This is a genomic window from Actinoplanes rectilineatus (assembly GCF_000962825.1).
GTDB classification, from domain to species: domain Bacteria; phylum Actinomycetota; class Actinomycetes; order Mycobacteriales; family Micromonosporaceae; genus Actinoplanes; species Actinoplanes rectilineatus.
Genome location: NZ_JZKF01000079.1, coordinates 1 through 23,885, shown reverse-complemented (window position 1 = coordinate 23,885; position 23,885 = coordinate 1). Strand labels below are relative to the sequence as shown.

Genomic DNA, 23,885 nt, shown 5'->3' with positions numbered 1-23,885 from the left:
CCCCTGAAGGAGCGCGATGAAACCGTCCCTGCGCGCCATGGTCACGACCGCCGTCCTCGCGGTCGCCGTGGTGCTCAACCCCGCCCCCGCCCAGGCCGCGTCACTGACGATGCTCGGTGCCGACGTCTCGTCGCTGCAGCGCAGCCTCGACCTCGGCGCCAAGTACTACCAGAACGGCACGGCCGCCGATCCGTACGACATCCTCAAGTCGGCCGGCGCGAACTACATGCGGCTGCGCGTGTGGAACAACCCGGCCAGCGGCTACAACAACAAGGCCAAGGTCCTCCAGCAGGCGAAGGCGATCAAGGCCAAGGGGCTCAAGCTCCTGGTCGACTTCCACTACTCGGACACCTGGGCCGACCCGGGCAAGCAGTACCCGCCGGCGGCCTGGGCCTCGCACTCGCTCACCCAGTTGCAGACCGACGTCTACAACTACACGTACGACGTCTGCAACTCCCTGAAGGCGCAGGGCACCACGCCGGACAGCGTGCAGATCGGCAACGAGATCAACGTCGGCATGCTGTGGCCGCGGGGCCAGGTGGTCAACAGCGACTTCGCGCCGCTGGCGAGCCTGCTCAAGCAGGGCTACAACGCGACCAAGGCGTGCAACAGCTCCACCCAGGTCATGATCCACACAGCGGACGCGGACAGCATGAGCAACGCCCGCTGGTTCTACGACGGGATCAAGAACGCCGGGGTGACCTGGGACGTCACGGCACTGTCGTACTACTGCATGTGGCACGGCACGCTGGCGAACCTGTACAACGTGATCGCCGACGTGAAGTCCCGGTACGGCAAGCCGGTGGTGATCGCGGAGACGGCGTACCAGTTCACCACCGCGGACGCCGACTCCACCGCCAACTCGATCCCGGGCACGGTGCTCTGCGACGGCCAGCCGGCCAGCTGGACCGGTCAGGCGACCCAGTTCGCGTACGTGCAGAACACCGCCCGCAACGCCGGCGCCATCGGCGTCTTCTACTGGGAACCCACCTGGTATGCCGTCAAGGGCAACGGCTGGGACCCGGCGAACATCAACGGCACCGGCGACGGCTGGGACAACATGGCGACCTTCGACTGGACGGGGAACGTCAACCCCAACCTGAGGTGGACCGCCTAGCAGGTTGAGGCGCGGCGCAGCCCCCTACAGCTGCGCCGCGCCGCCGTCCACGGCCGGCTCCGTGCCGGTGTTGCGGGTGGCATCGAACGCCGGGAACGCCGCCGCCCGCGCGACCTCCTCCTCGGTGCGGTCGTGGGGCCTCCAGGGCCGGTCAGTGGACCTGCCGGGCCTTACTTGATCTCGCGGGTCAGCCTCGACGACCACGGGCACCAGTGCCCGCCGGGCAGGAACGGCCCGCCGGCCTCGTCGAGGTGGTCCTCGGTGTACACGATCGACGCGTCACAGACCTCGATCGCGACCTCGAAGAAGTCGATCGTGGCCGGGTCCAGGTGGTAACTCCACCCCGGGTTGTAGGGCACCGCCCGCTTGATGATCCGGCCATGCGGGTGGATCCGGCTCTTCTCCTCGCCGGAGAGGATCCGCCGGGCGTGGTCGATCTTCGCCTGGTCCGTCAGCTGGATGACGAACCTGTTCTGCCCATTGGTGTCGGTGAACTCGAACAGGGCGCTTTCCGCCGCCTGGATCGCCACGGTCGGGGCCGTGTTCACCGCCTGCGCGGCGGCGGGCACGGCGAGCATTCCACCGGTGGCAGCAAGCGCGGTCGCCGCGATGACGCGGCCGATCCGGGAACGCAAGGTCTGCATGTCACTTCCCCCATGTCGCATGTCGAGCCCGCCGCGTGATCACGACGGACTGATACGCAAAGTAGGCGAATCGCGACTCCGTGCGTTTCAAAATGCGGGACGAAACGCTCAATAAGGTTCTTTTCTCACCTATCCGCGGGTCCAGGACCAGTCGCGGACCTGAACCTCGTGCTGCGGCGCCCAGGTGGCGTTCGTACCCGGATAAAGCGAGATCGCCTCGGCCTGCAGCCGGACCGAAGGGTCGGTGCTCGGCTCGTCCTTCTCGGTCACCGTCCACGGCGCGGGGATGTTCCGCCCGTCCAGCGCGATCGCCACCCGCCCCTTGGTGGGCTCCACGGTCAACGCGATCCTGTGCCAGGAGGTGTCCGGTTTGAGGTAGCCCGCCGACTCCCAGTCGTCGCCGGTCCACACCTGGATCGCGCCGAAGTCGTCCTGCCACGGGTTGAGCACCCACTGGAACGCCGTGCCGTAATCGACGTCGCCGTTCCAGATGAACAACCCACCCTCGACGGTCTGCGCATTGCGCGCCCCGCTCGTCGTGGACGGCAGGAACGGCAGCCGGAACGAATAGGACCCCCGATGGGTCAGCCTAAGCTGCCCGCTCCCGGCGATTTTCCTGTACGCGATGACATGCGCCATCACCCCGCGTTCGGCGACGTTCGCCCGCAGCCGCGAATAGGTGCCCTTGTTCTCGGTGGCCACGTCGGCCAGGTTGACCGCGGCCTGTCCCGCCGAGGCGTAGAGTCCGTCGCCGAGCACGGTGGTCCAGCCGGTCAGGTCCTTGCCCGAGCTGGTCACGGGCGTCACCGCCGCGAGTGCCGGAACCGCCGGAAGGGCCGCGGCGACCGCGCCCGCGCCCGCCGCCATCAGGAAACGTCGCCGATCGAATGTCTGCACGGCATCCGCTATCGGCCACGGCCCCTGATCGTGAACAGAAAAGTGCCGGGCGCTGGTGTAGCGCCCGGCACATTCACCTCTGTCGGGTCAGACGGAGACCGGCTCCGCCTGCGGCGCCCTGCGCTCCAGGGCCGCGCCCTCCACGTCCAGTTCCGGCAGCCAGCGCAGCCAGCTCGGCAGCCACCAGGCCGCCTTGCCCATCAGCGCCAGCGCGGCCGGCACCGCGATCATGCGGACGATGAACGCGTCGAACGCGATGCCCACCGCCAGCGCGAAACCGATCGGCTTGATCGTGTCGTTGCCCTCCGGCACGAACGCGGCGAAGACCGCGAACATGATGGTGGCCGCCGCGGTGACCACCGGCGCCGCCTGCCGGAACCCGGTGATGATCGCCTGCCGCGGCTCGGCGCCGTGGGCGTGTGCCTCGTGCATCCGGGACACCAGGAACACCTGGTAGTCCATGGCCAGGCCGAACAGGATGCCGACGATGATGATCGGCGCCAGGCTGAGGATCGGCCCGGTGGAACCGGCGTTGACCGCGTCGGCGGCCCAGCCCCACTGGAAGACCGCGACCGTCGCACCGAACGCCGCGCCGATGGTGAGCAGGAAGCCGAGCACGCCCACGACCGGCACCAGCAGCGACCGGAAGACCAGCACCAGCAGCACGAACGCCAGGCCGACGACCAGGGCCAGGTAGACCGGGAGCGCGTCGTTCAGCTTCTGCGACACGTCGATGCTGACCGCGGTGCTGCCGGTCACGTACACCTCGGCGCCGTCCGCGTCGTCGACCGTGTCCCGGATCGTGTGCACCAGGTCGATGGTCTTCTGGTCCTCCGCACCGGACGACGGGATGATCGTGATCAGTGCCGCCGTCCCGTCCTGGTTCGGCTGTGCCGGGGTGGCCAGGGCGACGTCCGCCAGCCCGGCGACCTTCGGCTGCACGGTGGCGGCGTGCGCCACCGCGTTCGGCCCGTCGATCAGGACCAGCAGCGGGTTGCTGACACCCTCACCGAACCGGGCATCCATGATCGCCTGGGCGCGGGCCTGGGTGGTGCCCTCGGCCGGCCGCTGGTTGAGCGTGGTCTCCATGGAGAAGAACGGGATCGCGATGACGGCCAGGACACCGATCGCCACGATCAGGCTGAGCACCCGCTGCTTGGCGACCAGGTTGGCCCAGCCCTTGATGAAGCCTCGCCCGTCGGGCAGCTCCTCGCCGCCGGTCGCCGGCGGAAGGTCGCGCTGCTTCTTCGGCAGGGCCTTCAGCTTGATGAAGCCGAGGATCGCCGGGACCAGGGTGATCGCGACGAGCACCGCGATGACGATGGTGGCGGCGGCCGCGATGCCCATCTCACTGAGGAACGGGACACCCACCACGGAGAGGCCGACCAGGGCGATCACCACGGTCAGGCCGGCGGTGACCACGGCCGCGCCGGCGGTGCCGACCGCCATCGCGGCGGCCGCCTCGACCGGCAGGCCCCGGCGCAGTTCGTGCCGGTGCCGGGTGACGATGAACAGGGCGTAGTCGATGCCGACCGCCAGGCCCAGCATCACCGCCAGGATCGGGGTGGTCGACTGCAGGTCCATGAAACCGGTGAGGGTGACCAGCCCGGCCGCGCCGATGCCGACGCCGGCCACCGCGGTCAGCAGGTTCATCCCCGCCGCGACCAGCGAACCGTACGTCAGGGCCAGCACGATCAGGGCCACCACGACACCGAGGATCTCGGACGCGCCGCCGATGTCGGCCGGGTTGCTCAGCGCCTCACCGCGGGCCTCGACGGTCAGGCCACCGGCACGCGCCGGGTCCAGCGCGCTCAGCACCGCGGCCCGCTGGTCGTCGGTCACCTCGGACGGCGTCACCGCGTAGGTCACCGAGCTGTACGCCGCCGCCAGGTCCGGCGAGACGGTCGGCTGGGCCTGGTCGAGGGGGTTGCTCGCGGACACCACGCCGGGCAGGGTGCCCAGCGAGGCCACGGTCTGTGCGACCTGCGCCGCGTTCTGCGGATCGGTGATCTTCTGACCGTCGGGGGCCTGGAACACCACCTGCACGGTCGCGCCGGCCGACGCCGCACCGAACTTGTCCTTCATCAGGTCGAGCGCGGTGGTCGACTCCTGGCCGGGAATGCTGAAGGTGTTCGTGGTGGAGCCGGAGAGGGTGACCGCGCCGGCGGCGACGGCGACCAGCGCCACCAGCCACGCGATCGTCACGGCCAGTCGATGGCGGACTGACGCCAGCCCTAGTCGGTGCAACAACGTTGCCATGAGGGGTTCCCTTGAGTTCAGTGTGTGGAACGGGGGTGCCCGAGCGCGTCGTAGCCCACCTCGATGAGGGCGGCCAGCGCGCCGGGAGAGATCTGGTCCCGGAGGGCGACGCTGGCCACCGCGATCGCGCCGAGCGCGCCGGTGACCCGGATCGCCCGGATGTGATCGCAGAGGAACTCGTCGCCGAACGCCGCGGCGATCGCCTCGCCGATCTTCTCCAGCGCCGCGCCCACCTCGCTTTCCGGCTTGCTGAGCAGGGAGGACAGGACCAACGCCACCACACCGGGCTGAGCCAGGGCGAGCTCGGCGACGGCGGTGACGACCGCTCGGTCCCGCTCGGGGCCGGGGGTGAGCCCGGCGACACCGGAGGCGGTGTCGCGCAGCTGGGTGGCACAGCGCGCGACGACGGCCTCCTGCAACGCCTCCTTGGAGGGGAAGCGGTGCAGAAGGCCGGTCTTGGAGTAACCCACCGAGTCGGCGATGCGCTGCACCGACGTCTCCTTGAAGCCGTGCCGGGCGAAGAGGCTGGCGGCGGCGTCGAGGATCTCGTCGTCGATCTGCTGCTTGGTGGGACGGGGCATGGGGACCACGGTAGACGGTTATGGACCAACCTGGTCCGTCGGGGACCGTGGCGGTCCACACATTCGCGTCGCCCCGTAGGGCCTGATGCCCGCCACCCGGCGGGTCAAACGCCCTTGACGACGTCGCTCACCCACGGGGCGAGCAGAGCACCGAGGTACGGGTCCGGCCCGTCCACGGCCCGCCCGAACACCAGCGGCTCCTCCACGCACTCGACCAGGTAGACCGGCAGCCACACCGGCCGCACCACGGTCGTCTCCGCGGCCACCGGCACCATCGGCCCGCTGAAGTCCCCCACGTCCCGGCGGCTCAGCAACGCCGCCACGGCATCGTCGGGAAGCGCCCCCGCACCCGGCATCACCCGGAACCGGGTACCGTCCGCAAGCGTCAACTCCGGATCACCGAGCCAGATCGAGCGGGTCACATGCCCGTACGGCACGGGCGCCCCGTCCAGCCCGTCGAACCGCAACACCATCCGGCGGTGCGGTGCCAGCACGTACCGCCGGCCGTCCGCCACCGACCGGCGACCCAGTTCGGTCAGCGTCACCCGGTCGCCGTCCCGTTCCAGATGGCCCAGCCCGATCAGGAAACCCAGCGCCCGCGCCACCAGCGCCGGCTCCACCCCCAGGAACTCCGCCAGCTCCGGCGTGCTCCGGAGCCCCGCCTCCGCCACCGCCCGGGCCAGGAAACGGTCGAAGACCTCGTACGGGTGCGCCTCCCGGACCGTCGCGGTCACCTCCGCGGCCCACATCGGCACCAGCAGCGGGTGGATCCGCAGCGGCCGCACCCCGGGCAGCGCGTCCGCCCGGCGGGCCACCTCCCGCTCAGGCAGATGGGCCGGCCCGGTCACCGCTCCGGCGCCCCGATCCGCACCCGCCGGCCGGCCGGCGCCCGCCCGGCCAGCCGGTCCAGAACACTCTCGGTCAGCAGCGACGCCACCTCGGCCGGATCCGCCACCAGCCGGCCCCGCCCGCGCAGCCACTCCCCGACCTTGCGCCCGTCCCGCAACGGGGTACGCCCCGGCTCGCCGACCAGCACCGCACGGCGCGCGCGGACCATCGGTACCAGCGCGACCGGCACCGGCACACGCGCCGCGTCCGGCAGGATGACCAGGTCGAATTCGTGATCCCCGTACTCCGGGCGGCCCGCCCCGAGACAGGTGGTCGCGACGACGTCCGCATAGCGCAGCAACTCGGCGTGCAGCTGCCGGCTGGGCCGCGCCGCGCGCTGCCGCCACTCCCGCATCAGGCCGGCCCGCGCCCGCAGCGTCGGCTCCACCCGCTCGATCCGCTCGGCGAACCGCGTCAGCCCGGCCACATCCGCGGTCCATTCCCACAGGTCACCGTCGTCGCCCGCCGCCGGGACAGGGCCGATCCCGGTCAGCCAGCGGCTCAGTTGCAGAGCGGAGCGTTCCGCGCTCTCCACCGTCCGTTCGGCCGCGATCCGGGCGAACGCCGCCCGGTCCGCCGCCGCCCGCACGGCGCTGTCCTGCTCCACCGCCGCGTCCAGGGCGGCGACGCTCTCCTCGTAGTCCCGCACCGCCCGGTCGAGGACCTCGCGCAGGTCTTCACGCACCGCGCCGCCACCCCACCGCCACCAGCGGCGGCTCGTGGCGGGCCGCCGGGCGGCGAGGCGGACGGCAAGCTTCCTCTCCCGGACCGCCGACCCCAGCCGGGCGCGGGTGGCGGCGACGACGGCGTTGCGCCGGACCGCCGCCTCGTCGGCGGCCTGCCGCGCCTCCCCGGCCTCCCGCAGCGCCGACCGCAGGCGGCAGAGCCAGCCCATGGCCGGGGACGGATCCCCGCCCCAGCGCTCCAGATTGCCGGCGAACTCCTGCGACCGCGCCAGGATCTGCTGCTGCACGACGGCGGCCCCGGCGGCGAGCGTGCCCGGTTCCATGCCGCTGCGATCGGTACGGATCACCGAGGGCCCGGCGGGCAGACACGCCACCAGGGCATCCAGGTCCGCGGACGCGGGCGCCGCGATCAGCACCCGCTCACCGCGTGCCGCGGCGGCCCGGACCAGGGCGCCCACCGCGTTCAGCCGGGCGCCCGGCGGCGTGATCAGGCAGGCGAGGTCGGGCGCCCCCAGCACCACCCGGACGGCCTCCTCCACCGAGGCGACCACCTCGTGCGACGGCTCATCGTGCTCCGGCTGCGCCACGTCGTCCCCACTCTCCGCCCCGGTCACTTCGCCGTCCCCGACCGTCGATGCGGCAGCGGGTCGCCCCTCGATCGCCTGCGGGGAGATCTCATCGTCGTTCGGGGAGATCTCCTCGATGGCGGCAGGCTCCGGCGAGCCGTCGACGCCGGCTCCGTCCTCATCCTCGGCGCCGTCGGCCTCATCCCCGGCAGGCCACGCTTGATCGTCAGTGAGCAGGGCGTAGTCGTCAGCGAGCAGCGCCAGCAGGCCCGGGTTCGCGACCGCGCCGGCCCGCAACCGGATGACGGCGTCCTGCTGGACCCGCTCGTCGAGGCTGCCGCCCCCGGGAAGCGCCCGGGTCATGCCCGGCCGGGACGTCATCGTCGCGTACCGGGCCGGGGCCCTCTCCGCCGCGTCGATCTCGTGGCCCGCACGGACCGCCTCCTCCAGCGCATCGAGGAATCCGTCGCTGCGGGAACGGGCACGCAAAGCGGAAGCCGATCCACCGGATCGCAGTGCCGGGTCCCGGTCACCACGATGGAGATCGACGGGAGTCGACGCCATCAGCTCACCATAGTTGCGCCCGGCGCGCACCCACAAACACCGCCCCACCGTCATCCGCCCGTGGTCGCGCTCCCACAAAAGTCCCGTTCACTGTCGATCTCCCGCCGGCGGTCCGGCACGCTTCCGGCGGCGGCGCTCGACTCACGCCTGTCGAAGCGAACACCCTCCGCACCGATCCGGCCAGTCCCCCGCAGACCTTTCCACTCCATCGATACCGTCGCGCCGGGCGGGCCGGACGCGCCGGGCCGCGGTGGATCCGCGCACTCACGGACCGGGGGAACGTGCCGAACGGGGAGGTGTGGAGCACGCGCCCCGGGACGGGACGACCAGTTCGCGGCCGGACGGGACCACCGACACCGGCCTCCCTGCCCGGGGCGGGCCGCCCCGCTGGGCCGGGATCGCCGCGACGGCTCTCGCGCTGCTCCCCGCAGCGTCGGAGATCGCCCGTCTGCTGCAGGTGCGGGACATGGGGGTGGACTTCGAGCCGGTGCGCAACGCCGCCTCCGCCCTGCTCCGCGGTGATTCGGTGTTCAGCGATCCGTACTTCGTCTATCCCCCGACCGCCGTCCCCCTGCTGCTGCCCACCGTGCTCGGCAGCGTCCGGACCGCGTTCGTCTGCTGGGTCGCCGCCGGGGTGGCCGCCCTGGCCGCCGCCGCCTGGATGGTCGGCCGGCAGGCTCCGCCGCGTCGCCGGGCGCTGGTGACCGCGCTGGCCCTGCTCGGCATGCTGGGTGGGGTCGCCGCCGCCCGGTCGATCTCGCTGGGCAACCTGACGGTGTTCCTGGCGCCGGCCGCGGTGGGGATCCTGGTGGCCTTCCGTCGCGGTCACTGGACTCCGGGGTGCGCGCTCCTGGCCGCGACACTGCTGGTGAAGCCGCTGCTGGCGCCCCTGGTGCTGGTCCCGGCGGCCCACCGGCGCTGGCGTCCGCTCGCCCACACCATGCTGCCGGCCGCCGCGCTGCTCTTCGCCGCGATGCTGCTGATCCCCGGCGGTACCCGATATCCGGCGATCCTCCACTATGTAGCCCAGGGCACCAATCTGCACGGCAGCAACGCGGTCAACAACCTCTCACTGCGGGGCTGGGCCGAGGCGCATGCCCTGCCGTCGCTCACCGGGACTGCCGCGGCCGCGGCGGTGGTCGTCTTCTTCCTGGTACGCGTCACAGCGGTCCGCCCCGACCCGGCGGCCCTGAGCGCCGCCCTCCTGCTGACCACGCTGCTCGCGAGCAGCATCTCCGAGGTCCACTACCTGCTGGTCGTGCTGGCCATGGTGCTCGTGATGCTGGCCCCGCAGCCGTGGCGGGACTGGCTCCCGTTCGCCCCCGGCATCGCCCTGCTCGCTCTGCCCGGCCCGTACGTCCCGCTCGTTCTGGGTCACCAGACCACCGGTCAGACCTGGCTGGTCCTGGCCGAGTTGCTGCTCCTGACGGCCCTGCTGACGGCACCGCGACGGTCGATACCCCGACACTCGGCACCGTGACGCCCGGCGACGTGACGCCCGGCGACATGACGCCCGGCAATGTGACGCCCGGCGATGTGACGCCCGGCGATGTGACGCCCGGCGACGTGACGACGCCGCGGACCGTGACGTGGCGTCGCCCGGTGCTGGCCGGTGCGGCCGCGGTCCTCGGACTGGTCGTCCCGGTGGATCCGCCGGACCTGGCCGACTTCGCCGCGGCGGGCGCCCGCCTCCTCGACGGCCACCCGGGGCAGGTCTACGACGACGGCTGGATGCAGGCCGGCCCGCTCCAACTGGTCCTGAGCCGGCTGCTTCTGATCACCGGCCCGCATCCGGTCCTGATCGCGACCGTGAACGCCGCCCTGGTCCTGACGGCGATGTCCCGGTGCGACCGCCGGCACCCGGGACGGGAGATCGCGACCGGTCTGCTGGTCGTGCTCTGGCTTGCGGTGCCGCTGCCCTGGGACGGTCACCCCGTGGAAGCGGCGGTACCGGTGCTCTGGGCGTACACCGTGAAGAGCCGCCGGCGGACCGCCCGGGTCCTGGCCCTCGGGGTCGCGGTGATGATCGCGCCGTGGGCGCTGCTCGGTTTCCCCTGCCTGCTGGCCGTGGAGCGGCCGCGGCGTGCGGTGGTGACCGCGCTGTCGGGGGCCGTGATCGGGGTGGCCGCCTATCTGCCGTTCGTGGCGACCGGGCGTTTCCGGATGTTCGCCCATGTCTGGCCGATCGCCGACCACACCCTGGCGGCGCTGCTCCTGCCCGCCGCGGAGACCGTCACCTGGCCGATGCGCCTGGTACAGGGAGTGCTGGTGGCCGGCTGCTGTGCCGGGATCGCCCTGCGGCGCCGCGACGGCGTGCAGGCGCTGACGGCCGCCGCCCTGGTGCGAGCCGGCACCGATCCGGTGGCCCTGCGCTACTACTGGACCCCGGTCGCGGTGTGCACCGTCCTGCTGCTCGCCACGATCCCCGGTCGCTGGTGGTGGCGTGGTCTCCCGCTGGCCTACGGTGCGCTGCTCGGCGCCGGTCTGCGCCGGCCGGTGCTCGGCGCGGCGCTCGGTCTCATCCTGCTGGCCATGACGCCGGCGGCGCCGACTCGATCGTCACCTGGTCCAGATCGCCGACGTAGTAGTCGCATCCGACCAGGATCTGATCGCACTGCAGCTTCCCGCCGATGGTGATCGGCCAGTCGTTGGCGATCGGCCCGGTGTAGCCGGGCCGCTGGGCGACCTGCACGCCGTCGATGATCAGCGCCACCCCGGCCTGGACCCGCAGGCAGCGGACGACGTGCCAGACACCGTCGTTGATCGTGAAGGGGGCGAAGACCTCGAGCAGACCCCGGGTGCCGCGGAAGGAGCACTGCACCTTGCCGCTCGGGATCTGCATCTTGAAGTTGCCGCCCGGGACGGTGGCCTGGCCCTTCTGGATGATGTTGCCGAACTTCCCGGTGGTCCGCAGGCGCAGCGTGACGGCGTAGTCGTTGTCGCCGGGATCGAGGTCCGGATGGTGCGCGACGATGACCAGATGGCCCGGACGGGTGGGCGGGGTGTCGGGTTCGAGTCGTTCGAACCGGTACCCGATGTCGCCGCCCAGGGTGACTCCGGTCTCCACCTCCGGGCCGATCTCGCCGTGATGTCCGCGACCGGCGGTGTCGACCATCCGGGTGGCGCCGTACACCTCGTCCATCGGCCAGTAGGCCACCTCGTAACCGGACCATCCGGCCGCCGTCGCCGGGTCTGCGCCGCTCAGGAGGGTGGTGGTGGCGAGCAGGGTGGCGAGTGCGCGGCGGTATCCCATGGCACTTCCTCGAGGGGTGTCGGGCTACGGACCGAATCGAGCTTAATGGGGCAGTTGTTCGGTTTATACACTGTTGCAGAAAACGGCTCCGGAGCGTGATCGCATCTTCACGTTCGCTCTCTCGCAGTCGGCCGGTTCTGCTTGGTAGCATCCGCCGATCATGGCCCTGTGTTCCGGCCGGGGACATGACAGCGGCAGCCTGACAACCAGATAAGGATCGTGTCGACGTGCTTCTCAATGGGACAGAAGGTCAGACTTCGGAGCAGTCAGTGATCGCCCCCAACCCCGGCCTGCCGAACCAGGCGCTGCAGGTTCTGGCCCTCGCCCAGCGCACCGCCGAGGAGCACGTGGCGAGCGCCCAGCACCACGCGGACAAGATCCGCACGGATGCGCTGGCCGCCGCCGAGCAGATCGCCCGGGACGCCCAGGCCCACGCCAACAACGTGCGCCGCGAGGCCGACCGGATCCTCGCCGAGGCGCGCGCCGGCGCCGAACAGATGGCCCGTGACGCCCAGGCCCGCGCCGAGGAGGCCCGCCGCACCGCCGAGCGGATCGTCAACGACGCCCGGGCCCGGGCCGAGACGGTCGGCGCGGACGCGCACGCCGGCGCCGAGCAGCTGAAACTCCAGGCCCAGCAGCGGTACGACGACGTCGTCGGCAGCCTCGGCGCGAAGCGCGAGGGTCTGCAGCAGCAGATCGAGTCGCTCGAGCAGTTCGACCGGGAGTACCGCGGGCGCCTCACCGCCTTCATGCAGGGCCAGCTGCGGGCGTTGTGGGCCGAGGCCCCCAAGGTCACGCCGGAGATCATCGACGCCGAGTCGGTGGACGACGAACCGACCGTCGAGGAGCCCGGCCAGGCCATGGCGCCGCGGCACCCGCGTCCCGGGCCGGAGAACCAGCAGGGCTGACCGGCGGCGTACAGCCGCGCCGGGCCGGAGAACCAGCAAGGCTAACCGGCTGCGTACACCTGCGTCCCGTCGACGTAGGTGTACGCCACCCCGGTGTCCCCGATCTCCGCGGCCGGCCCGGCGAACGGGTCCCGGTCCAGCACCACCAGGTCCGCCCGGTGACCCGGGCGGATCGTCCCGCTGTCGTCCCGCCGGTTCACATAGGCGGACCCCGCGGTGTACGCGGTCAGCGCCGTACCCAGATCAAGCTCCTGCCCGGGCAGGAACGCCGGGCGTCCGCTGCCGTGATGGGACCGGTTCACCGCCACGTGGATCGCCTGCAACGGGTCCGGCGTGGTGACCGGCCAGTCGCTGCCGGCCGCCAGGTGCGCCCCGGCCCGCCACAGGTCGCCGAACGGGTACTGCCGGGCCGCCAGCGCCGGGTCCAGGAACGGGATCGTCAGGTCGTCCATCTGCGGTTCGTGCGACGCCCAGTACGCCTGCAGGTTCGCCGTCGCACCCAGCGCCCGGAACCGTGGCACGTCGTCCGGGTGCACCACCTGCAGATGGGCCAGGTGGGGGCGGGTGTCCCGGAACCCGTTGGCCGCCCGAGCCGCGGCCACCGCGTCGAGCGCGTCGCGGACGGCACGGTCGCCGAGGGCGTGGAAGTGGGTCTGGAAGTCCAGGGCGTCGAGGGCGGTCACGTACCGCGCCAATGCCGGCGGGTCGATGAAGGACAGTCCCCGGTTGCCGGTGGCACACCCGCATCCGTCCTGGTAGGACGCGGTCATCGCGGCGGTGAAGTTCTCCGCGACGCCGTCCAGCATCAGTTTCACGCTGTCGCAGCGCAGGCGGCCGGTGGTGAACCGGTCCCGTTTCGCGACCAGCTCCTCGATCTGGCTCGCGTCGCGGTCCCGGTCCCACCAGAGGGCACCGTTCACGGTCGCGGTCAGGCTGCCGTCGGTGGCGGCGGCGAGGTACGCGTCGGAGACGTCCGGATAGCCGTTGGTGGCGCAGACCATCGCGTCCTGCCAGGCCGTCACACCCAGCGAATGCAGGAGTTCCTGGGCCCGCAGCAGGCCGGCCAGCCGGTCGGCCGGGGTGACCGCCGGGATCAGCGACTCGACCAGCCGGATCGCGCCCTCCTGCAGGCCACCGGCCGGGGTGCCGTCCGGCAGCCGGTCGATGCGCCCGTCCACCGGGTCGGGGGTGTCCGCGGTGATCCCGGCCAGCTCCAGGGCCCGGCTGTTCACCCAGGCGCCGTGGTGATCCCGGTTGATCAGGAAGACCGGCCGGTCGGGGACGACCCGGTCGAGCAGCTCACGGCCGGGCACCCCGCCGGGGAAGCTCTCCATCGCCCAGCCGCCCCCGGCGATCCACGCCGCGTCCGGGTGGGCGTCGGCGTATCCGCGTACCCGGCGAAGGTATTCCTCCGGATCGACGGTGCCGGTCAGATCGCACTGGCCGAGTTCGACACCACCCATCACGGCGTGCACGTGGGCGTCCTGGAAGCCGGGGATCAGCAGCCGGCCGCGCAGGTCGACGACCTCGGTGGCCGGCCCGGCCAGGTCCCGGACCTCGTCGTGGCCGACGGCGAGGATCCGGCCGTCCCGGACGGCGAGCGAGGTGGCGGATCCGGGGGCGAAGATCGGCCCGCCGGTGAAGAGGAGGTCGGCCATACCGCCATTAAATCCCTACCGCCCGAACCCGCGTGCCAGCCGGTGGTAGGCCTGGTTCCAGCGCACCTCCTTGGCGAACTGCCGGGTGGTGGTGTCCCGGTCGATCACCAGCAGCTCGGTGCCGAGCATCTCGGCCAGGTCGGCCAGTTCCTCGGTGCCGACCGACGACGACAGCACGGTGTGGTGCGGCCCGCCCGCGGTCAGCCAGCATTCGGCCGAGGTGGCGAGCGACGGCGCCGGTTTCCACACCGCCCGGGCCACCGGCAGCCTCGGCAGCGGGGCGGTCGGCGCCACCACCTCGATCTCGTTGGCCACCAGCCGGAACCGGTCGCCCAGATCGGCCAGCCCGAGCACGACGGCCGGGCCGGGCGCGGCGTCGAAGACCAGACGGACCGGGTCCTCCCGGCCGCCGATGCCGAGCGGGTGGATCTCCAGCTTGGGTGTGCCGGCCGCGATCGACGGGCAGACCTCGAGCATGTGCGCGCCGAGGATGACCTCGTTGCCCGGGGTCAGGTCGTAGGTGTAGTCCTCCATGAAGGAGGTGGCGCCACCGGGGGCCATCGCCTTGAGGGTGTGGACGAGCACCGACGTCTTCCAGTCACCTTCGCCGCCGAAGCCGTACCCGTCGGCCATCAGTCGTTGCACGGCGAGGCCCGGGAGTTGCCGCAGGCCCCCGAGGTCCTCGAAGTTGCTGGTGAAAGCCTTGAAACCGCCGTCGGTGAGGAACTGCCGGAGGCCGAGCTCGATCCTCGCCCCGTACCGGAGTTCGGCGTTGCGCTCACTGAGCAGCTCAGGCGAGATTTCGTAGATGTCGGAATACTCCGACACCAGCTTGTCGATCTCCGCGTCGGTCACCTGATCCACCACCGTGACCAGGTCGTTCACCCCGTAGGTGTTGACCGAGACGCCGAACCGCAGCTGCGCCTCGACCTTGTCCCCCTCGGTGACCGCGACGTCGCGCATGTTGTCGCCGAACCTCGCCAGCTTGAGGGTGCGCATGGCGGCACGGCCGCGCGCCGCGCGGACCCAGGTGGCGATCCTGGCGATCACCGCCGGGTTGGTGACGTGCCCGGCCACCGTCTTGCGGGGTACGCCGAGACGGCTCTCGATGAACCCGAACTCCCGGTCGCCGTGCGCGGCCTGGTTCAGGTTCATGAAGTCCATGTCGATCTCGGACCAGGGCAGCTCCACATTGTGCTGCGTGTGCAGGTGCAGCAGCGGAGCCCGCAGCGCGTCCAGTCCGGCGATCCACATCTTGGCCGGGGAGAACGTGTGCATCCAGGTGATCACGCCGAGGACGCCCGGGGTGGACGACGCCCGGCGGCAGACGTCGAGGATCTGCTCCGGCGTGGTGAGCACCGGCTGCCAGACGACGTCGGCGTCCAGTCGCTCGTCCAGCCGGGCGGCGATCTCCCGGGACTGGGCGGCGACCTGGTCCAGGGTCTCCGGCCCGTACAGTCCCTGGCTGCCGGTGAGGAACCAGATCTGCCCGTCGGTCATCTATTCGGCCTTTCTGGTGACGAGCCGCCGCATGTCCATTCGGTCTTCCTCGTGACGAGCCGCTGCATGACTATTTGGCCCTCCTCGTGACGAGCCGCTGCATGACGATGAAGCCGAAGAGCAGGACGCCGACGATGATCCGGGTCCAGGCCGGGTTGAGGTCACCCTGGAAGTTGATGATCGTCTGAATCAGGCCGGTGACCAGCACGCCGAGCAGCGCGCCGAACACGTAGCCGGACCCGCCGGTGAGCAGCACGCCGCCGATCACGCAGGCGGCGATGGCGTCCAGTTCCAGGCCGCTGCCCTGCAACGCCCAGCCGGAGGTGGAGTTGATGCTGAACAGCACGCCACCGAGCGCCGCGCAGAACCCGCTCAGCGTGTAGACCGCGATCCGGGTCCGGCCCACCGGCAGGCCCATCAGCAGGGCCGAGTCGGCGTTGCCGCCGATCGCGTAGACGTTGCGGCCGAACCGGGTCCAGGCCAGCACCGCCGCGGCGATCAGTACCGCCGCGATGGCGATCAGGGCGATCGGCTTGGTGACCACGCCGTCGGCCAGCGGGATCCGGTACTGCGAGATCGCCTTCCAGGTCTCGTCCCGGATCGGGATCGAGCTCTGATTGATGAACAGCGCCAGGCCCCGGGCCAGGAACAACCCGGCCAGGGTGGCGATGAAGGGTTCCACCTTGAAGAAGTGGATCACCGCGCCCTGTCCGGCGCCGATCAGCGAACCGAGCAGCAGCACCAGGACCAGCACCACCAGCGGCGGCCACCCGCCCTGGAGCAGGGTGGCGGTCAGCGTGGTGGTCAGCGAGATGACCGCGCCGACCGACAGGTCGATGCCGCCCGTGATGATCACGAAGGTCATGCCGACCGCGACGACGAGCAGCACCGCGTTGTCACGGAACAGGTTGACGAAGACGCTGGGCTGGCCGAACTTCTCGTAGTTGGCGATGCCTCCGCCGTACATCAGCGCCAGCAGGACGAGGGTGGCCAGGACCGGGATGTGCCGGGTGTTCGGCTTGAAGGTCCGGCGACGGGGGTTGAGCGACGCCGCGCTCGTCGCGCCGGCCGCCGGTGGGGTATCGGTGGTGGTCATTGAGCAACCTCGGCTCGCAGTGCGGGGCGCGGCTTGAGGCGCCCGAAGACCTTCTCCCGGAAGGCCGGGGACTGGGACAGGCAGAGCGCGACCACGACGATCGCCTTGAACAGCAGCGTCGCCTGCGCGGGCACGCCGACGGCCACGACGGTCACGCCGAGCGTCTGGATGAGGATCGCGCCGAGGACGGTGCCGGCGATGGAGAACCGCCCGCCGATCAGCGCGGTACCGCCGATCACCACGGCCAGGATGGCGTCCAGCTCGATCAGGTTGCCGGCCGAGATGCTGTCGGCACTCTTGATGTTGGCGCTGTAGATCAGGCCGGCCAGTCCGGCGAAGCCACCGGCCACCATGTAGACCATCACGGTGATCCGCTTGGCGCCGATGCCGGCCAGACGGCTGGCGGTCGGGCTGCCACCCACCGACTCGAGCAGCAGGCCGAGCGCGGTGCGCCGGGTCAGCAGCACGATCAGGGCCACCGCCGCGACGGCGATCAGGAACGCCACCGGGACCGCGAGCAGGAAGCCGGAGGCGATCGTCGCGTACGGCCCGGACTGGACGTTGATGATCTGACCGTCGGTGATCAGCTGGGCCACACCACGCCCGGCCACCATCAGGATCAGGGTCGCGATGATCGGCTGAATGCCGACGATCGCGACCAGCGCGCCGTTCCAGAGTCCGAACAGCACCGAGATGCCGATCGACGCCGCGATGATCAGCAGCACCGGGCCGACCGCGTTCTGGTCGCCGAGATCGCTGATCAGCAGGCAGGCCACCGCGCCGGAGATCGCCATCACCGAGCCGACCGAGAGGTCGATGCCCCCGGTCGCGATCACCAGGGTCATCCCGAGCGCGACCAGGATCAGCGGTGCGCTGCCCCGGAGGATGTCGATCAGGGTGCCGAACAGGTGGCCGTCGCGGATCGTGATGAACTGGTTGGAGGTGAACACGTTGACGGCCAGCAGCACCACCAGGATCGCCGCGGGCCAGAACAGCCGGTTCTTCAGGATGGACGTCATGAGGTGGCTCCGCTGGCGATGGTCTGCATGATGCGGTCGGCGTCGACGCCGTCGGTGTTCTCCAGCTCCTCGACCAGGCGGCGGTCCCGGAGCACCTCGATCTTGTGACTGAGCCGGAGGACCTCCTCCAGCTCGGCGCTGACGAAGAGCACCGCCATGCCACCGCCGGACAGCTCGGCGACCAGCTTCTGGATCTCCGCCTTGGCGCCGACGTCGATGCCCCGGGTCGGCTCGTCGATGATCAGCAGCCGGGGTTCGGTGATCAGCCAGCGGGCCAGCAGCACCTTCTGCTGGTTGCCGCCGGACAGGTTGCGGACCGGGCGCTCCGGGTCGGCGGGCCGGATCTGCAGTGCCTTGATGTACTTCTCGACGATCTCGTCCTGCCGTCGGCGCGGGATCGGCCGGGTCCAGCCGCGGGAGGCCTGCAACGCCAGGATGATGTTCTCCCGGACGCTGAGGTCGCCGATGATGCCCTCGGTGCGCCGGTTCTCCGAGGAGAACGCGATGCCCTTCTTCATGGCCAGCTGCGGGCTGCGCAGGGTGACCGGTCTGCCGTCGATGCTCAGCTCGCCCTGGTCGGCGCGGTCGGCGCCGAAGAGCAGCCGGGCCAGTTCGGTGCGGCCGGAGCCGAGCAGCCCGGCCAGGCCCACCACTTCGCCGGCGTGGATGGTCAGGTCGAACGGCGCGATGGCCCCGGACCGGCCCAGCCCTCGGGCCTCGATCACCGGGCTGGCCTCCGCCGCCTTCTCCCGGGAGCTCTGCGCCTCGTCCTCGACGTCGGAGAGGACCGCCAGCTCCTTGCCGATCATCTTCTCGACCAGCTGGACCTGCGGGAGGGCCGCCGTCCGGTACTCGCCGATGAGCTGGCCGTTGCGCAGCACGGTCAGCCGGTCGGAGACCTCGTAGATCTGGTCGAGGAAGTGCGAGACGAACAGGATCGCCACGCCCTCGTCCTTGAGCCTCCGCATGACGGCGAACAGCTGCGCCACCTCGGACGTGTCCAGACTGGACGTGGGTTCGTCCAGGATCAGCACCCGCGCGGAGATGTCGACGGCCCGGGCGATCGCCACCATCTGCTGAATCGCCAGCGAGTACGTGCTCAGCGGCGCCGACACGTCCAGGTCCAGGTCGAGCCGGGCGAGCAGTTCGGCCGCGCGCCGCCGCATCAGGCCCCACTGGATCCGCCCGAAGCGCCGCGGCTCACGGCCGATGAAGATGTTCTCCGCCACCGACAGGTTGGTGCAGAGGTTGACCTCCTGATAGACCGTGCTGATCCCGGCCTGCTGCGCCTGCAGTGGACCGTTGATCCGCACCGGCGCACCGGCCAGCGTGATGTCGCCGCCGTCGATGTCGTACACCCCGGTCAGCACCTTGATCAGGGTGGATTTCCCGGCGCCGTTCTCGCCCATCAGGGCGTGGATCTCACCGGGGTACAACCGGAAATCGACGCCGTCGAGGGCGACGACGCCGGGGAAGACCTTTCGGATCCCGGTCATCTCGAGGACCGGGGACTGCTCAGCCATGACCTTGCTCCGTTTCCACCGCGTGCCGCGCCGGCCCGGGCCCGGGCCGGCGCGGCGTCCCGCGTCAGTACTTGCGGTTGGGGAGCTCGGTCTTCGCCTGCTCCTGGGTGAAGGTGGTCTCCTCGGTGAGGACCCGGTTCGGGATCTCCTCGCCGGCGTCGACCTTCTTGGCCAGGTCCATCAGCTGCGGGCCGAGGAGCGGGCTGCACTCGACGATGTAGTTGATCTTGCCGTCGGCCAGTGCCGTCATGCCGTCCTTGACCGCGTCCACCGTGATGATCTTGATGTCGGTACCGGGCTTCTTGCCGGCCGCCTCGATCGCCTCGATCGCACCCAGACCCATGTCGTCGTTGTGCGCGTACAGCACGTCGATGTCCGGGGTGGACTGCAGGAAGGTCTCCATGACCGTCTTGCCGTCGGCGCGCTTGAAGTCACCGGTCTGCGACTTCACGATCTTGAAGTTGGTGTTCGCCGCGATGGCGTCGGCGAAACCCTTCTGCCGGTCGTTGGCCGGCGCCGATCCCGTGGTGCCCTGCAACTCCACGATGTTGACCGGCTCGGACTTGCCCTCGTACTCCTTGACCAGCCAGTCGCCGGCCTTCTTGCCCTCCTCGACGAAGTCCGAGCCGATGAAGGTCTTGTAGAGCGAGGTGTCCTGCGAGTCGACCGCGCGGTCGGTCAGGATCACCGGGATGTCGGCGTCCTTGGCCTCCTGCAGCACCGCGTCCCAGCCGGAGGTGACCACCGGCGAGAAGGCGATCACGTCGACGCCCTGGGTGATGAAGCCGCGGATCGCGGAGATCTGGTTCTCCTGCTTGCCCTGCGCGTCGGAGAACTTCAGGTCGATGCCGGCCGCGGCGGCCGACTCCTGAATGGACTTGGTGTTCGCCGTGCGCCAACCGCTCTCGGCGCCGACCTGAGAGAATCCCAGCGTGATCTTGTCATCACCGGACGCCGTGCCGCTGTCGCCGTCACCGCCGCCACAGCCGGCGAGCGCGGAGACGGCGAGGACACCGCTCAGCACGGCCGCGGACAGATTCCTGCGCACCATAACCTCCCGAAACTGTTACCGTTCACAAATGGCCAGCGGGCGGCACGAACTGCCTGTCACCGCGGAGATAGTCGGTTAGCTGCGACCGGCGTCACAACTTACGTTTCGTGAGTGTTACCGTTCTCAACGTGATCGTCAAGAGATCATCGTCGTTGTTTCAGAGAGATTGCAAGAACGCCGCAATCGCCCACGGTCATCACGCCGTCACCTGATAGACCCGTCCAATGGCGACACCCGAACCGGCGCCGGACCACGATCCGGTCGCCTACCAGCGACTCCCCGCGCTCCGGCCGCGACCCGGCAAGGAGCGCGGCACCGTCATGCGCGACGTCGCCAAGCTCGCCGGGGTCTCCCACCAGACCGTGTCGCGAGTGATCAATGAACACCCGAACGTCCGCGCCGAGACCCGTGAACGCGTGCTCGCCGCGATGCGGTCGCTCAACTACCGGCGCAACCTGGCCGCCCGCACCCTCGCCACCCGCGAGTCGCACACCCTCGGCATCATCGGCTTCGAAACCACCCTGTTCGGGCCGGAATCCATGCTCTACGGCATCGAGAGCGCCGCCCGCGCCGCCGGATATCTCGTCAGCGTCGCCACCGTCCGGGAACTCACCCACCGCACCGTGCTCGAAGCCGTCGACCGGCTCGCCCAGCACGACGTCGACGGCATCATCGCCATCGCCCCCAAACCGGCGGTCACCACCGCGCTCACGCACGCCCCCGGCGGGCTCATCTGCGTCGCGGTGGGCGGTTCCGGCGCCGGCTCAGATCCCTTCCCCCGGGTACGCGTCGACAACGACACCGGGGCCCGCCTCGTCACCCGGCACCTGCTCGACCTCGGACACGCCACCGTGCACCACGTGGCCGGACCGCCCGACTGGCCCGAGGCACAGTCCCGGGTCGACGGCTGGCGGGAAACCCTCTACGAGGCCGGGGCGGTCGTCCCGGCGGTCAGCGCCGGCTGGTGGGACGCGGCCGCCGGATACGAGCAGGGGCGCCGCCTGGCCGCCGACCCGGACGTGACCGCGATCTTCTGCGCCAACGACCGGATCGCGCTCGGGGTGCTCCGCGCCCTGCACGAGGCGGGCCGCCGGGTGCCGGACGAGGTGAGCGTGGCCGGATTCGACGACATGCCGGACTCCGGGTACTTCCTGCCGCCACTGACGACGGTGCACCAGGATTTCGCGGAGATGGGGCGGCGGGCGCTGGCGCTGCTCTTGCGTCACATGGGACGGGCTGACGGGGAGACACCGCCGGAGGACGTGGTCGTGGCGCCCCGTCTGATCACGCGGGCGAGCTCCGCTCCGCCGCCCGGCTCCCGTCGTTCCCGTCAGTGATCGTCCGTTGCCGAACATCCCGCTACCCACGGTATCCATCGAAGCGCTTACGATCACCGCGTAGTCACACCCGCCCCGCGTCGGTCCACTATCCGACAGCGGGCGGCTCACTCTGGCCGGTGAACGATCGCCGCAGAGTGGCCATGTGCCATTACAGTCCGAAAGGTGCTCGATCGTGGCGCACGGACTCGGTCACCCGATCTCCCACGCCACACCCGCCAGACGAGCCGAGGGCTTTGCCGGGCCCCTCGGCCGCAGACCTGCCCGACGTCGCCCTCTGCCTCTGCCCCGGTCCGGTCTCCTTCCGGGCCGGCCGGCGACCCGGTGTGATCCGGGTCGGCCAACGGCCCGGCTGTGCCCGGGCCGCTCAGGCCCGGAGTGATCCGGGTCGGCCTCGGGCCCGGCACGATCCGGGCCTGTCCAGCTCACGGCCCGGCACCCGGGCCCGGCGAAGGGACGGTGAGCGGTGGAAAACTCCTTCAGCGGATGGCTGCGCCGGCGTAGGCATCCTCGACTCTCCGGCACTCTGCACCTGATCGACGCCGCCGGCCACGAAACCGTGGTGTCGCTGCGCGGCCGGGGCACCTCCTTGGACACCACAGCCGCCCCCGACGGCACCGGCCTCACCGGTCAGGGCAACGTGTGGGCCGTCCACACCACCCCGGAACGCGACATCATCAGCCTGATGATCTGCTACGGCCGCGACGGCGTCCTCGGCAACCGCGAGACGGGCCTCTGCGAACCGGGCCGCACCGTACGCCTCTCCGGCGTCGACTTCACCTGGCACCACCCGGCCGCCACACCTCCCGACGCCCGAATCCCCCGGCAGTTCCCCGGCCACACCGGCAACCGCCGCACCCCACCCGGGTGGACAGGCAACGCCCGCTCCGAGCCGGCCGGCCTGACCCGCCGCTTCCGCAACGCCCTACGGGTGATGACCCAGTCCGCCCGCCACTGACCCGCCGCTTCCGCAGCGCCCTACGGGTGATGACCCAGTCCGCCCGCCACTGACCGACCGCCGTACCGCACTCGTCCCGTACACCGAAGACCGCCGCCGATGGCCGGTGCCTTTCCGGCACCGGCCCGGCACACCTTGATCAGAATCGGTCGAGCACGTGACTGAGGGTTCTGTCCGTCATAGGTCGCCGCCGGCCAGACCAGCCCACGAGGGGCGCGCCGAAGTCACCGGCGATACTGGCCGAGCAGGTGCCCATCTCATGGTCACGTGCCGGTTCACGATCCGGCGGCCGGCCCCTGCTGCATGACCCAGGTGGGCACCGGCGATGCGGCGACCCCGACGACCCGCCACCCCGCCCGCTCGTAGAACTCGACATTGGCCGGCTTGCTCGTCTCCAGAACGGCGGGCAGCCCGTCTGCCGCAGCCCGCCGCAGCCCCTCCGCCATGACCGCCCGGCCCCAGCCACGCCCGGTCTGTTCCGGCCGGGTGCCGAGCACACCCAGATACCAGTACGGCCCCACCGGCATGACCGCATGCACCGCCGAGTCGTAGGCCAGCACCCGGCCCAGAGCCGCCCCCGAGAACACCCCCGCAAACCCGGCGTCCGGCTCGGACACCGCATCCGGGGCCGACCCGGCACTCGAGATCGGATCAGCAGACCGGACACGGATCGACGAGGCAGGCAGGGCCCCAGCCGTGGGAGGCAGAGCCCCAGCCGTGGGAGGCAGAGCCCCAGCCGTGGGAGGCAGAGCTCCAGCCGTGGGAGGCGGTTCCCAGATAGCCACCGACGAGCCGCCGTCAACGATCCAGATCGCCCGCCGGCCTACTCTCTTGTCGAAGAGATGCCCGAAGAACGCCGCAGCCTGCACCGGATAGTCCGCGTCATCCGGAAACATGTACCGAAGCACCGGGTCCTCGACAAACGCCGGCACGAGCGTCCCAAGCACCCGTTCCCGGTCAGCCGGAGTAGCCACAGCAATCACAGAATCCGTCACAGTAGGCGACTGTAAGCCCGCCCCGATCCGAAAAGCTGCCCCGACCCGGCCGCGGCACGCCAGGGAGCGACCGATCACCGGGCCCTCAGTCCGACGGGGATCGAACGTGATGAACGCAAGACGCGGGAGACCCTCACGGCGACGTTCCGATCCACGCGGCTCGGCCTTTGTCGATCGAGTGTCACCGGGCCCGGTCGCCCGCTCAGATCCTCCACACCCCAGAATGGCGCGCCGATCAGCGTCCAGAGACGGCGAACGCACCCGATCATGTCAACGGGTGCAACGACCGTCGCATACGGGAGGGCAGGAGCACCCGATCAACACTTCGGGTACGCCCACCACCCCACGAAACCCAACCCAGACGGTAAGCGCACCCAACCAAACC

The 23,885-nt window shown here is 70.8% G+C and carries 20 protein-coding genes; 6 read left to right on the top strand and 14 right to left on the bottom strand.

The window, feature by feature from the left end:
• Nucleotides 1–16: 16 nt before the first annotated feature.
• Complete coding sequence (locus tag WH85_RS36910) at nucleotides 17–1,117, top strand: glycoside hydrolase family 53 protein (protein WP_045746769.1); 1,101 nt, start codon at nucleotides 17–19, stop codon at nucleotides 1,115–1,117.
• A 170-nt stretch (nucleotides 1,118–1,287) separates the two neighbouring features.
• Here WH85_RS36910 and WH85_RS36905 read toward each other — a convergent pair whose 3' ends face one another.
• The 6 genes from WH85_RS36905 to WH85_RS36880 all read right to left on the bottom strand — a co-directional run bounded on the left by WH85_RS36905 (nucleotide 1,288) and on the right by WH85_RS36880 (nucleotide 8,202).
• On the bottom strand, nucleotides 1,288–1,761 hold the full coding sequence (locus WH85_RS36905; protein WP_211275564.1) for a BP74-related protein: 474 nt from the start codon (nucleotides 1,759–1,761) through the stop codon (nucleotides 1,288–1,290).
• A gap of 129 nt (nucleotides 1,762–1,890) precedes the next feature.
• Nucleotides 1,891–2,658, bottom strand: coding sequence for a hypothetical protein (locus tag WH85_RS36900; protein ID WP_045746768.1), 768 nt, complete (start codon nucleotides 2,656–2,658; stop codon nucleotides 1,891–1,893).
• Nucleotides 2,659–2,745: 87 nt separating this feature from the next.
• Nucleotides 2,746–4,863, bottom strand: a complete 2,118-nt coding sequence (locus WH85_RS36895; RefSeq protein ID WP_342669819.1) for an MMPL family transporter — start codon at nucleotides 4,861–4,863, stop codon at nucleotides 2,746–2,748.
• A gap of 71 nt (nucleotides 4,864–4,934) precedes the next feature.
• Nucleotides 4,935–5,498 (bottom strand): TetR/AcrR family transcriptional regulator, encoded by a 564-nt coding sequence (locus WH85_RS36890; protein ID WP_045746766.1) that lies wholly within the window; start codon nucleotides 5,496–5,498, stop codon nucleotides 4,935–4,937.
• Nucleotides 5,499–5,602: 104 nt separating this feature from the next.
• On the bottom strand, nucleotides 5,603–6,346 hold the full coding sequence (locus WH85_RS36885; protein ID WP_052721064.1) for a helix-turn-helix domain-containing protein: 744 nt from the start codon (nucleotides 6,344–6,346) through the stop codon (nucleotides 5,603–5,605).
• The gene (locus WH85_RS36880) at nucleotides 6,343–8,202 is read right to left on the bottom strand and encodes an AAA domain-containing protein (protein ID WP_169792534.1); all 1,860 of its coding nucleotides are present in this window, start codon (nucleotides 8,200–8,202) and stop codon (nucleotides 6,343–6,345) included. The genes WH85_RS36885 and WH85_RS36880 overlap by 4 nt, the downstream gene beginning before the upstream one ends.
• Before the next feature lie 298 nt (nucleotides 8,203–8,500).
• Between WH85_RS36880 and WH85_RS36875 the strand changes: the two genes are divergently transcribed.
• Together WH85_RS36875 and WH85_RS51040 are read left to right on the top strand one after the other, a co-directional pair.
• Nucleotides 8,501–9,682, top strand: a complete 1,182-nt coding sequence (locus tag WH85_RS36875) for a glycosyltransferase family 87 protein (RefSeq protein WP_045746764.1) — start codon at nucleotides 8,501–8,503, stop codon at nucleotides 9,680–9,682.
• Nucleotides 9,679–10,839, top strand: coding sequence for a hypothetical protein (locus WH85_RS51040; RefSeq protein ID WP_045746763.1), 1,161 nt, complete (start codon nucleotides 9,679–9,681; stop codon nucleotides 10,837–10,839). Before WH85_RS36875 ends, WH85_RS51040 begins: the two co-directional genes overlap by 4 nt.
• On the opposite strand, the gene WH85_RS49350 is transcribed toward WH85_RS51040, so the two are convergent.
• Nucleotides 10,721–11,455: a LamG-like jellyroll fold domain-containing protein gene (locus tag WH85_RS49350; RefSeq protein WP_083449537.1), complete on the bottom strand. Its 735-nt coding sequence runs from the start codon at nucleotides 11,453–11,455 to the stop codon at nucleotides 10,721–10,723. The genes WH85_RS51040 and WH85_RS49350 overlap by 119 nt on opposite strands.
• A gap of 269 nt (nucleotides 11,456–11,724) precedes the next feature.
• On the opposite strand from WH85_RS49350, the gene WH85_RS36860 reads away from it, so the two are divergent.
• Nucleotides 11,725–12,363: a hypothetical protein gene (locus WH85_RS36860; RefSeq protein WP_245674248.1), complete on the top strand. Its 639-nt coding sequence runs from the start codon at nucleotides 11,725–11,727 to the stop codon at nucleotides 12,361–12,363.
• Between the two features lie 41 nt (nucleotides 12,364–12,404).
• Here the strand turns inward: WH85_RS36860 and WH85_RS36855 are convergent, their stop codons facing one another.
• The 6 genes from WH85_RS36855 to WH85_RS36830 all read right to left on the bottom strand — a co-directional run bounded on the left by WH85_RS36855 (nucleotide 12,405) and on the right by WH85_RS36830 (nucleotide 20,210).
• Entirely contained in the window at nucleotides 12,405–14,021 is a 1,617-nt protein-coding gene (locus WH85_RS36855) for an amidohydrolase (RefSeq protein ID WP_045746760.1), read from the bottom strand.
• A 15-nt stretch (nucleotides 14,022–14,036) separates the two neighbouring features.
• On the bottom strand, nucleotides 14,037–15,521 hold the full coding sequence (araA, locus tag WH85_RS36850) for an L-arabinose isomerase (RefSeq protein WP_045746759.1): 1,485 nt from the start codon (nucleotides 15,519–15,521) through the stop codon (nucleotides 14,037–14,039).
• A gap of 70 nt (nucleotides 15,522–15,591) precedes the next feature.
• Nucleotides 15,592–16,617, bottom strand: coding sequence for a galactofuranose ABC transporter, permease protein YjfF (gene yjfF, locus WH85_RS36845; RefSeq protein WP_045746758.1), 1,026 nt, complete (start codon nucleotides 16,615–16,617; stop codon nucleotides 15,592–15,594).
• A complete protein-coding gene (locus tag WH85_RS36840; protein WP_045746757.1) occupies nucleotides 16,614–17,636 on the bottom strand; it encodes an ABC transporter permease in 1,023 nt (340 codons plus the stop codon). Before WH85_RS36840 ends, yjfF begins: the two co-directional genes overlap by 4 nt.
• Nucleotides 17,633–19,159 (bottom strand): sugar ABC transporter ATP-binding protein, encoded by a 1,527-nt coding sequence (locus WH85_RS36835; protein ID WP_045746756.1) that lies wholly within the window; start codon nucleotides 19,157–19,159, stop codon nucleotides 17,633–17,635. Before WH85_RS36835 ends, WH85_RS36840 begins: the two co-directional genes overlap by 4 nt.
• Nucleotides 19,160–19,223: 64 nt before the next feature.
• Entirely contained in the window at nucleotides 19,224–20,210 is a 987-nt protein-coding gene (locus WH85_RS36830; RefSeq protein WP_045746755.1) for an ABC transporter substrate-binding protein, read from the bottom strand.
• Nucleotides 20,211–20,530: 320 nt separating this feature from the next.
• Between WH85_RS36830 and WH85_RS36825 the strand changes: the two genes are divergently transcribed.
• Both WH85_RS36825 and WH85_RS36820 read left to right on the top strand, forming a co-directional pair.
• Nucleotides 20,531–21,547: a LacI family DNA-binding transcriptional regulator gene (locus WH85_RS36825; protein ID WP_045746787.1), complete on the top strand. Its 1,017-nt coding sequence runs from the start codon at nucleotides 20,531–20,533 to the stop codon at nucleotides 21,545–21,547.
• 466 nt (nucleotides 21,548–22,013) lie between these two features.
• Nucleotides 22,014–22,505 (top strand): hypothetical protein, encoded by a 492-nt coding sequence (locus tag WH85_RS36820; RefSeq protein ID WP_157411449.1) that lies wholly within the window; start codon nucleotides 22,014–22,016, stop codon nucleotides 22,503–22,505.
• A gap of 275 nt (nucleotides 22,506–22,780) precedes the next feature.
• Here the strand turns inward: WH85_RS36820 and WH85_RS54245 are convergent, their stop codons facing one another.
• On the bottom strand, nucleotides 22,781–23,122 hold the full coding sequence (locus WH85_RS54245) for a GNAT family N-acetyltransferase (protein ID WP_425394687.1): 342 nt from the start codon (nucleotides 23,120–23,122) through the stop codon (nucleotides 22,781–22,783).
• Nucleotides 23,123–23,885 lie beyond the last annotated feature (763 nt).